8 protein-coding genes and 1 pseudogene are annotated in these 10,106 nt (G+C 39.7%); 4 read left to right on the top strand and 5 right to left on the bottom strand.

The window, feature by feature from the left end; translation table 11 throughout:
• Nucleotides 1–296, top strand: a pseudogene (locus ACR2F7_RS05970) (DUF5009 domain-containing protein); the annotation flags it as partial.
• Nucleotides 297–641: 345 nt separating this feature from the next.
• On the opposite strand, the gene ACR2F7_RS05975 reads toward ACR2F7_RS05970, so the two are convergent.
• Nucleotides 642–2,174, bottom strand: a complete 1,533-nt coding sequence (locus tag ACR2F7_RS05975; RefSeq protein ID WP_432712670.1) for a glycoside hydrolase family 10 protein — start codon at nucleotides 2,172–2,174, stop codon at nucleotides 642–644.
• A 174-nt stretch (nucleotides 2,175–2,348) separates the two neighbouring features.
• Here ACR2F7_RS05975 and ACR2F7_RS05980 point away from each other — a divergent pair, with 174 nt between their 5' ends.
• Complete coding sequence (locus ACR2F7_RS05980) at nucleotides 2,349–3,257, top strand: hypothetical protein (protein WP_432712671.1); 909 nt, start codon at nucleotides 2,349–2,351, stop codon at nucleotides 3,255–3,257.
• A gap of 6 nt (nucleotides 3,258–3,263) precedes the next feature.
• On the opposite strand, the gene ACR2F7_RS05985 is transcribed toward ACR2F7_RS05980, so the two are convergent.
• The 4 genes from ACR2F7_RS05985 to ACR2F7_RS06000 all read right to left on the bottom strand — a co-directional run bounded on the left by ACR2F7_RS05985 (nucleotide 3,264) and on the right by ACR2F7_RS06000 (nucleotide 8,950).
• A complete protein-coding gene (locus ACR2F7_RS05985) occupies nucleotides 3,264–6,941 on the bottom strand; it encodes an ATP-binding protein (protein WP_432712672.1) in 3,678 nt (1,225 codons plus the stop codon).
• 63 nt (nucleotides 6,942–7,004) lie between these two features.
• The gene (fabD, locus tag ACR2F7_RS05990) at nucleotides 7,005–7,889 is read right to left on the bottom strand and encodes an ACP S-malonyltransferase (protein ID WP_432712673.1); all 885 of its coding nucleotides are present in this window, start codon (nucleotides 7,887–7,889) and stop codon (nucleotides 7,005–7,007) included.
• A gap of 4 nt (nucleotides 7,890–7,893) precedes the next feature.
• A complete protein-coding gene (gene folE / locus ACR2F7_RS05995; RefSeq protein ID WP_432712677.1) occupies nucleotides 7,894–8,526 on the bottom strand; it encodes a GTP cyclohydrolase I FolE in 633 nt (210 codons plus the stop codon).
• A 13-nt stretch (nucleotides 8,527–8,539) separates the two neighbouring features.
• Nucleotides 8,540–8,950: a 6-pyruvoyl trahydropterin synthase family protein gene (locus tag ACR2F7_RS06000; RefSeq protein WP_432712674.1), complete on the bottom strand. Its 411-nt coding sequence runs from the start codon at nucleotides 8,948–8,950 to the stop codon at nucleotides 8,540–8,542.
• 75 nt (nucleotides 8,951–9,025) lie between these two features.
• On the opposite strand from ACR2F7_RS06000, the gene mqnB reads away from it, so the two are divergent.
• Nucleotides 9,026–9,652 carry a futalosine hydrolase gene (mqnB, locus tag ACR2F7_RS06005; protein WP_432712675.1) on the top strand — a complete coding sequence of 209 codons (627 nt, stop codon included), beginning with the start codon at nucleotides 9,026–9,028 and terminating at the stop codon, nucleotides 9,650–9,652.
• A 35-nt stretch (nucleotides 9,653–9,687) separates the two neighbouring features.
• On the top strand, nucleotides 9,688–10,106 hold a 419-nt coding region (locus ACR2F7_RS06010), incomplete at its 3' end, for an MqnA/MqnD/SBP family protein (RefSeq protein WP_432712676.1).

Genomic DNA, 10,106 nt, shown 5'->3' on the forward strand with positions numbered 1-10,106 from the left:
ATTGGCTCATTGATGTGCAACGCTACACAAAGTTTACAACCCCTTTTGTGGTATATGGTGTCAATGCCATTACGGTGTTTTTTCTATCGGGTTTATTGCCACGAACTATCAATATGTTCAAGGTACAAACCGCAGAAGGAACAGAAATAGGCGCTCAAACCTGGTTTTATCACCAATACTACAGCACTTATTTTTCGCCAGTCAATGCGTCACTGGCGTGGGCCCTTACACAAATCATCTTCTGGTTCATCATTCTGTACATCATGTACAAAAAGAAAATCTTTATCAAGGTTTAAAATAAAAACCTGTATCCTCCAAAAAGGGTACAGGTTTCTTCTATAAATAGTTTCCCGAGTAACACCTTATTGATAATTTACCCATTACTTGGGGAAAGCTTATACATCCCTAACCCAGACCATTTATCTCACAGCTGTTTGCTACGGCTTTCCCTTCAGATTTCCGGTAGGAAACCCGTAGCAAACCCCTATGAGATCGGTCCTTCTTCAGTGGTAAGGGTTATCAATGGGTTAGTGATGGGTTATGCATGTATTCTCGATTATACAACTTTAGTTTAAACATAAAAGGCTGCTCGTTTGATCAACGAAACAGCCTCTTAAACTTGAAATTATTATCCTTCTTTTTTAGCGCGCTTCAACCCCTACAGGACCACTTGCATCACTTTCGTTTTTCAAACGGTCTAATGCGGTTACCAGGTAAGTATATCTTTTACCTTTCTCTATATTGGTGTCAATATAGGTGGTGAAATTCTCAAAGCTGATGTTTAAAATGTTTTTAGGGTTCAGCACACCTATTGGCTCTCCTTCTTCAAAACGATAAATGACATAGCCTGATGCCGTTTCTCCATCTACAGCAAGCATAGGTTTCTCCCAGTTCAGAAAAATACCATCAGATTTTGCTTCTACCTGTAAATTTACCGGAACATTAGGCATTACATCATCCAACCATGGCATTTGCGGAGGCAGAGCCGGGTATCTGTAAAGATCATTTCTCAGGGAATCTGCTGTTGCACGGGCAATAGTAGTGAATGACTTAGAGCTGAAGAAAACACTGCCCTGCACCCTGTTGTTAGCACGGATATAGCGAATCTGATCAGGAATCTGGTTGGGCAAACGCCATGCAGCTTCCATTTTCTGGTTCATCAGGTAAGCCGCCTGTCCTATGTATAAATGCCTGCCATAAGTATTGTTACTCCACCAGTTTACCAGCGTATCAAATGGAGCTGCTTTCCTGGTAAAGCTGAAATAGATCTGTGGGTTAATATAATCTACCCAACCTTCTTTGACCCATTTTCTGGAGTCAGCATAAAGCTCAGCATAATTAGATAGTCCATTAGTGGCAGAGCCTTCTATATCTTCGTTTTTATTTTTCCATATTCCAAAAGGACTGACCCCAAATTTCACATGCTTTTTATAGTGGTGGATACTGTCGTCGAGCATCTTGATCAGTAAATCAACATTGTTACGGCGCCAGTCTTTGATATTGGTATAACCATTATCATAAGCAGCAAATGTTTTACTGTCGTTAATCGTTTGTCCTGAAATAGGATAAGGATAAAAATAATCATCGAAATGAATACCATCCACATCATAACCTTTAACCACATCTAAAATTACCTGCACAATATGTTCCCTGGCCTCAGGTAAACCAGGGTCAAATTGTTTCTTACCACCATAGGTAAAAAACAATTCCGGATGTTTAACGGTCATGTGTTCTTTACTAATGATTACATTAGGGCTCATGGTGGCACGGTAAGGATTAAACCAGGCATGCAATTCCATCCCCCTAAAATGAGCCTCCTTAATGGCAAAAGCTAAAGGATCATAACCTTCTGCAGGGGCAAGCCCTTGTCGTCCCATCAAATATTGACTCCAGGGTTCTCTGGATTTTGCATAAAATGCATCTGCCACTGGCCTTACCTGTAAAATTATGGCATTCATGCCATTTTTTTTATGTAGCTCTAATAAGCCTATAAATTCCTGCTTCTGTTGATCTGCAGTTAAGCCTGGCTTAGAGGGCCAGTCAATATTTGCTACGGTAGCTACCCAAACACCTCTAAACTCTCTTTTTGGAGCATTTTTTGTGGTCTGTTGTGCAGTTAGGGTAAAAGGCAACATCATGGCAGCCAGGAGTACATATAAAAAGTTATTGAGCATTCTTAATGATTTTGATTTGTGTATGGGTATTAATTTAACAAGTAAACGATTAATTTATTAGTCTCATACAAATTTGACATTTTTTAACCATTTATTATAGATTTTATCTTATGTTAGACCTTTCTTTTAACAACCTAAGAAATCCTTAGCATAAAAACCTGATTATAATTTGAAATGTTAGACCAAAAAGTTTCCGGTAATACAGGCGACAGAAATAAGATATATTTCCTTATCTTCTTTATCATTGCCTTATTAGGCACTAATGCATACCTGTATTTAAGTAATAAACAGGAAGATGAAAGATTTGTTACTGCAAACACAGAAAAAGAACGACTAAAATTAGAAGTAGAAAAGATAGAAGTAGAACTCGATAAAGTTAATTCACTGAATACAGTGCTTACAGAAAAGTTGCTGGAAGAACAAAAACTGGCGAGAGAAAAGATTTCAGAATTAAAGCAGGCCTTACTAAAAGGTCAGTTCACAAAAGGCGAGCTGCTCAGCGCGCAAGAAGAAGTAAAACAACTCAGAGAATTTGTAAGGAACTTTAATGTGAAGATAGCTGCATTAAAGTCAGAAAACGACCTTTTAAAAAACCAGCGCGTTAGCCTGCTCAATTCTGTTACCGCCATTAATGAAAAGGTAAGTAACTTATCCAGAAAAAACGAGGAACTTGCCGTCAAGGTAAAAGAAAGTGCCACCTTAAAGGCCTTTAACATCGACGTTAAGGCTTACAGGGTTAAAAAAAATGGCAAACAGGTAGAAGTATCCAATGCAAAATCAGCCCAGAAATTAGATGTAAAGTTTAACATCATTCCCAATACCCTTGCCGCAAAAGGTTACCATAAAGTGTACCTGCGTGTATTTGATCCTGCAGGCAACCTTATTGCTGATGCCAACAACATGTTTAATGCAGAAAACCAGCAGATGCAGTTTAGTGAAATGCTCCTGCTTACCTTTAACAACGACCAGCAGGACTATGAAGTGGCCTGGGTTAACCCTAAGGAATTCATTGCCGGCACCTATGCCCTTATCTTATACGCCAACGGCGCAAGCATGGGCAAAGCTTCAGTTACCTTAAAATAAGTCGCTTTAAGCTAAAGAAAAGCTCAGGAAAAAGGTGGTACCATGGTCTATTACAGATTTAAACTCTACTGAACCTCCTGCATTCTCAACGGCCTGTTTCACAAATGCCAGGCCCAGCCCTGTACCTGATGATTTCGTGGTAAAGTTAGGGGCAAATATCTTATCCTGTAAATAAAAGTCTATACCTTTGCCATTGTCGGCCAACTCTATCCATACCTTTTTAAGGTCATTGCGCAGCTTAATATAGATTACACAATCCTTCGCTGAGCTTGATGCCTCTATGGCATTCTTCAATAAATTGTTGAAAGTTCGCAGCATTTGATCTTTATCACCCAGGATAAATACTTCCACTGTAGTTTGATCTACAATATAAATCTCAACGTCTTTATTGCTTTCAAAAACATCAGTAGCCTGCTGTATCACCGGTAAAAGTTTCAGACGCTGCAATTTAGTGTCTGGCATTTTAGCGAAGTTTGAAAATTCTGAGGCAATGGTGGCCAGGCTGTCGATCTGCTCTACAAAAGATTTGTTAAAGCGCTCAAACTTCTTCTCAAAGTTAGGATCCTTTTCTTTCCATGATTTCTCTAACAGCTGCACACCCAATTTTAAAGGCGTCAGTGGATTTTTAATCTCATGAGCTACTTGTTTGGCCATTTCGCGCCATGCACTCTCCCGTTCAGACTTGGCAAGCTTAGCAGCGCTTTCCTCCAGCGCAGCAATCATCTTGTTGTACTCTTTAATTAAAGAGCCTATTTCATCATGCCTTGACCATAATATGGGCTGGTTTTTTTGCCCCAGCTTGGTCTTTTTAATGCTTTCCTGAATAAAGGTAAGCGGACTGGTAATCTGGTTGGCTAAAAATACTGCCAGTATTCCAATGGCCACAAACACCAGCGCATAGATGTTAATCAGCGTATTGATAAAAACACCAATCTTTGACTGGTAATCGCCTTCATTACCATAATACGGCAAACCAATATAAGCAATGGTTTCATTCTGTCCATCTCTGATAGTGGCATAGGCCGCAGAATAAGTGAAATCGCCTATCCTTTCATTAGAACTGAAATACTCTGATCGCTGAAAGTGACTTAAATAAATAAAAGGCTTGGGGGCCATCCGCTGCGATAGCACACCATAGTCGTATATTTTAGGAATCGAAGTATACAGCAATTTGCCATTTACATCAAAAAGATTCAAATAGGTGGAGTTTACATCAGAAAATTGGTTAAACTCCTTGATGGACTTATCGCTGACCTTGGGTATGCCCGTGGCGTACATTTTTTTACCGTATAAAAGCTGCACCTTTCTTAATTTCTCCCTGATGATGTCATCCTGTTGGTTCCGATATTCAGAGCTGATGTAGAAAAAGGTGGTCCAGCCTACAATCAGCAGCGTTGCCACTACCGAAAGCACAATGGAGAATTGTATCCTTGTTTTATACAGTATCTTATTGGCATTGATCATCAGCGACCGGTTGATATTGAACCATCCACCCCAGCTCTCGTCAATATTTTTCACCACCCAGATGATCATATACAGCGCAACCGAAAAGAGGGTAAAGACAAGGAAAAAGAAAGACAAGATAGCCAGACGTGTTACATAAGATATTTTTTCCTTACTGATCACAATGGTTTTAAAGATGTTAGGCTTATACACCATGTGGTTATAGCCATTATTCGCATCATTGAGGTATATAGGCTCTTCTACCTTCCCTTTAAAATCTGCATCTGTAAGATTATAGGTAAACTTTCCCGATTGGTTAATCAGTTCACCATGGTTGTAGAAAGCAAAAGAATAAGCTTTAAAGTCTTCATCACTTTTCACCTTACCATCCACCAGCAAGTCAGGAAATTGGTTATTGTAATTGTATTGCTGTGATTTAAGTTCTAAAACCAGCGTTCCAAGGATACGGTTATTGCCAAATACAGGGATGATACCGAAATAACTCTGGTAGCCAAAAGTATCATTGAGGCGATAAAAGAAGTTGGAAACTTTAACGGATCCCGATTGAACAAGCCCCTTATAATGACTTAAGGGTGCAGCATCAACGGCTTTAATAGATGAATCTGCTGCATTAAAAGTAAGCACATTATACTCAAACTGGGCAAGGTAGCTGTCGAGGTATTTATTGTTGATCAGCTTTTCTAAGCTTTGCAGGTTATTTAAAGCGGGTACCGTAAAAAAGTTAAGCACATACTGATCTGTGGTGATGCCTTTTTCTAAGTCTTCAATGGAACTGATGATCCTTGGATTATCTGATGACTGTAGCTTCTGAGCAATGTTATACTCCTTGTGGCGCTCTTTAATTTCCTGGTAAGTGATGTGTTTGACTGCAGATACCAAGGCAAGGCAAAAGAAAATAGCCGCGTATATTTTGATGGAAAACTTACTCCGCTGGCTGTAGATATTCCAGCCCAGCAGGACAAGAAAAAGACTAAACACAATAAAATAGGCCGATACTTCAGTATTTAATGTATAAAGGCCATAAACAACAAAAGCAACACTAAAAAGGATGAGGCGTTCCTTAGTGCTCACCTTTAATTTCATGCTGAGCAGCATTAAGAAGCTTGAGATGATATAAATATTAAACCACATCAGGCATAAAATAATGATACTGATCCAGCTTGCCCAACTGAGGTTAATGATATTGGTGATGTCGAAGTTAATTTTTGAATTATAAACCAGGCCTGAGAAAAGCTTGTCCATGTAAAAGCCAAAAAGGGCAAAGACAAGAGCCATTAACAGGTAGAAAATAAAACCTGCTAGCTTACTGTTATTAAAAAAGGCCGGTAATTTGTATTTATCTTTATAGGTATATATAAACAGGCATATCCAGGTAAGGGAGATGACGTTTAAAAATAAATCCCCTAAAGAGGGTAGCCAGAAGCTCTCCCCATAGATCGTAGGACTAAATATCTCCATGTCAAACTGGTAATTAAACCAGCCATACTGCAGGTCGCTGATTCTGACAATGATGAAGAAAAGAAGGAGCAAAAAAGTCGCTAAAAGCAGCTGTCCCCGTTTTGCCATCCACGAACAGAGGGCATTGTAAAAAAGGGTAAAACTAAACAACCCAATTACCCATAGCCATACTTCTACCGAGGCATACAGACTTCGGGAATAACCTGGATTGAGCTTCACCTCAAAAAGCAACTTCCCATTGTTGCCTTTAATTCCCTGCACCTCCGTATCGGCATAAGACGCTAAAGTTAAAGAGTTGGAAGGGAGTAAATTAGACGAAATCTCATTCTTCAGAAATTTGTTTTCTATCAGAAACTGGTCTTTTATTTTGATCAAAAACACCATCATAAAGTTGGCATCGGTCTTTTTGATCACCTCATAAAAGCCATTCGAGAGCTGCATCGTGGTAGAGCCTTCTTTAAGCTCATTAACATTTGGCGGAGATACGATATGGGAGCTCCAGAATTTCAGCTCCTGGTTTTCATAGGTAAACAAGTCAATGCCATCTCTATGATAGGTATTGATAAAGTCTAAGCCCAGAACTTCATTGGTATGGAACTGCTTTATTTGTTGAACCTCTTGCCGGTTCGACAAGAGGTCTGTTAGAAGTTGTTCACTTGCAGAAAGATTTTCCTGCAGCTGTGTAGCTTCGTGGCGCAGCAGGTCTTTTTTTGATACAGAATGTTTCAATGAAATGGCTGTAACCACACAGCAAACACTCATAATTAAAAGAAGAATCCTGATTTTTACACCTATACTCACAGCAAATAATTTACAAATTAAATTTTAAACAGCAACTGCAGCAGCGCTAGTTGTAACTTCTCTGCTTACTTTTTTTACCAACCCCTGTAATACGTTTCCAGGACCAACTTCAACAAAGTCAGTGGCACCGTTGGCAAGCATATTGGTAACCGTTTGTGTCCACCTTACAGCACCTGTAAGTTGTGTAATTAAATTTAACTTGATCTGAGAAGGGTCTGCAGTTGGCAAAGCATCAACATTTTGATAAATTGGACAGATAGGGGCCAAAATATTGGTGTTTTCTATTGCTGCCTGTAATTCAATTCTTGCAGGCTCCATTAATGGAGAGTGAAAAGCACCGCCTACATTGAGCTTTAAGGCTCTTTTAGCTCCCGCAGCTGTTAACTGCTGACAAGCAATATCGATACCCTCAATGCTTCCTGAAATAACCAGCTGACCCGGGCAATTATAATTGGCAGGCACAACAATTTCAGGTATTTCAGCACATATTCTTTCTACCACATCATCAGCAAGGCCTAATATAGCTGCCATCGTAGAAGGTTGAAGCTCACAGGCTTTCTGCATGGCATTTGCACGGGCAATCACTAACCTTAAACCATCTTCAAAAGATAAAGCTGAGGCAGCAACAAGGGCAGAAAATTCACCCAGGGAATGTCCGGCAACCATATCAGGTTTGAAATCTGCTTTCAAGGCTTTCGCTAAGATAACAGAATGTAAAAATATTGCAGGCTGTGTAACATTGGTCTGCTTTAATTCCTCATCAGCACCAGCAAACATAATGTCACTGATTCTAAAGCCAATAATTTCATTGGCTTGTTCAAATAAGTCGCGGGCATCTTTATTTTCATAAAGATCTTTACCCATTCCAGAAAATTGCGCACCCTGGCCTGGAAATATATATGCTTTCATGTGTTTAGTGTAAATTGGCTGTAATTAATCGTAAAAATTCTGCTCTTGTTTTTTCCTTAGCAAACTCGCCTGTAAAAGCAGAAGTTGTGGTAACAGAATTCTGTTTTTGAATTCCCCTCATGGACATGCACAAATGCTTGCATTCTATAACAACAGCAACACCCGCAGGGTTTAGCGTTTTCTGAATACAGTCTCTGATTTCATTGGTCAGTCTTTCCTGCACCTGCAAACGGCGGGCAAAAGTATCAACTACACGTGGTATTTTACTTAACCCTACAATATGTCCATTAGGAATATAGGCAATATGTGCTTTACCGAAAAACGGAAGCATGTGGTGTTCGCACATGGAGAAAACTTCAATGTCTTTAACCACTACCATTTGACTATAATCTTCTTTAAACATCGCTGAGCGCAAGATCTCTTCCGGATCAGCATCATAACCATGGGTTAAAAACTGCAGGGCTTTTGCTACCCTTTCTGGTGTTTTTTGCAGCCCTTCTCTGTCAGGGTTTTCTCCAATCTGCAAGAGAATATCCTTGTAATGAGTGGCTAAAGTGTCTATTTTACCTTGGTTGTAACGGTCTATTTTGATATAGCCGTTTTCCTCCTCTTCGGTGAATTTCTGTGTTTTGTTCATTAATCCTATATTATTACCCGAAGTATTCAACGAAGTTATTTTCGGTTTCATAAATTTTAATACTATGTAAAGTTGCGCCTCCCAATTCAATATGTGGTAACAACTCTTCCCAGATGGCAACAGCCAGGTTTTCTGTCGAAGCAAGTTTACCTTCCATAAAATCTACATCAAGATTAAGGTTTTTATGGTCAATTTTTTCTACAACATATTCATTGGTGATGTCTTTTAACCATTTAAGGTCAACAAGAAAGCCTGTTTCAGGATTGATTTCCCCTTTAACGGTAACGTATAACTGATAATTATGTCCGTGCCAGTTTGGATTAGCACATTTGCCATATACCGCAGCATTCTTATCCTCAGACCAATCTGTTCTGGATAATTTATGTGCAGCATTAAAAGAAGCTTTGCGTGTGATATAAATCATTTTTTCTAAATTGATTACAAATATACACAGAAAGGTTTAAGTAGCGATTTACCAGCAATTTAATACCTTAGATAAATGAAGATACTTATTGTGGCCGCCACCCTTCCCGAAATAGCCGGTCTGCACCAGCATTTTGAGCTGCAACCCGCTCCTTTGGTTCAAACAACAAATTTTGATACCCTGGTTACCGGTGTAGGCATGACCGCTACGGCCTTTGCCCTGGGCAGGCAATTGACAACAAACTACAATCTTGTGCTCAATATAGGGATTGCAGGCTGCTTCGACACCACTTACCCTTTGGGCACTGTACTTCACATTACTGCAGATGAGTTTTCTGAATTAGGTGCCGAAGATAAAGACTCCTTTATCCCAATTGAAACCCTGGGGTTTGGAAAAAGTAAATATACAAGTGATTATGCCACACCGGCAGTAAGCAGTCTTCCTAAAGTGCATGGCATTACTGTTAACACGGTGCATGGCAACAAACAACAGATTGAGGCTATTGAAAAAAGATTGCAGCCTGTTACCGAAAGCATGGAAGGGGCAGCTGTATTTTATGCCTGCGAGCAGGCCGGCATCCCTTGTTTACAGGTGCGCAGCATTTCTAATTACGTCGAAGAAAGAAATAAAGCCAACTGGAACATTGGCCTGGCCCTAAAAAACCTCAATGAATGGGCCATTGATTATTTGACAAACGCATAACGAAGCTATCGCCCGGCATTCCTTAATTTTACCGCATGAAACTTACCCTTGGATTTTCTCCCTGCCCTAACGATACTTTTATATTTGACGCCCTGATTCACCATAAAATAGATACCGAAGGTTTAACCTTTGAAGTGTTTTTTGACGATGTGGAAACCCTTAATCACAAGGCGATGAAGGGAGAACTGGATGTTACCAAGTTAAGTTTTCATGCCATGGCCTATGTATTAGACCAATATGCACTTTTAGATGCCGGCAGTGCCTTAGGCTTTGGTGTTGGCCCCTTGCTGATTTGTAAAAATGAAGCCCTGCTGCAACAAGAAATCTTACCTGCTGATTTAAGAGTGGGTATTCCGGGGAAGTTTACCACCGCTAACTTTTTATTGGGCATTGCTCATCCGCAACTGACCAATAAACAAGAGCTTGTTTTTTCTGAAATTGAATCGGCCTTATT

It is taken from the genome of Pedobacter sp., assembly GCF_045628745.1.
Classification (GTDB): Bacteria; Bacteroidota; Bacteroidia; order Sphingobacteriales; family Sphingobacteriaceae; genus Pedobacter.

Coding starts and splice junctions, on each gene's coding strand:
- ACR2F7_RS05975 (WP_432712670.1), bottom strand. CDS start 2,174: ATGCTCAATAACTTTTTATATGTACTCCTGGCTGCCATGATGTTGCCT.
- ACR2F7_RS05980 (WP_432712671.1), top strand. CDS start 2,349: ATGTTAGACCAAAAAGTTTCCGGTAATACAGGCGACAGAAATAAGATA.
- ACR2F7_RS05985 (WP_432712672.1), bottom strand. CDS start 6,941: ATGAGTGTTTGCTGTGTGGTTACAGCCATTTCATTGAAACATTCTGTA.
- fabD (WP_432712673.1), bottom strand. CDS start 7,889: ATGAAAGCATATATATTTCCAGGCCAGGGTGCGCAATTTTCTGGAATG.
- folE (WP_432712677.1), bottom strand. CDS start 8,526: ATGAACAAAACACAGAAATTCACCGAAGAGGAGGAAAACGGCTATATC.
- ACR2F7_RS06000 (WP_432712674.1), bottom strand. CDS start 8,950: ATGATTTATATCACACGCAAAGCTTCTTTTAATGCTGCACATAAATTA.
- mqnB (WP_432712675.1), top strand. CDS start 9,026: ATGAAGATACTTATTGTGGCCGCCACCCTTCCCGAAATAGCCGGTCTG.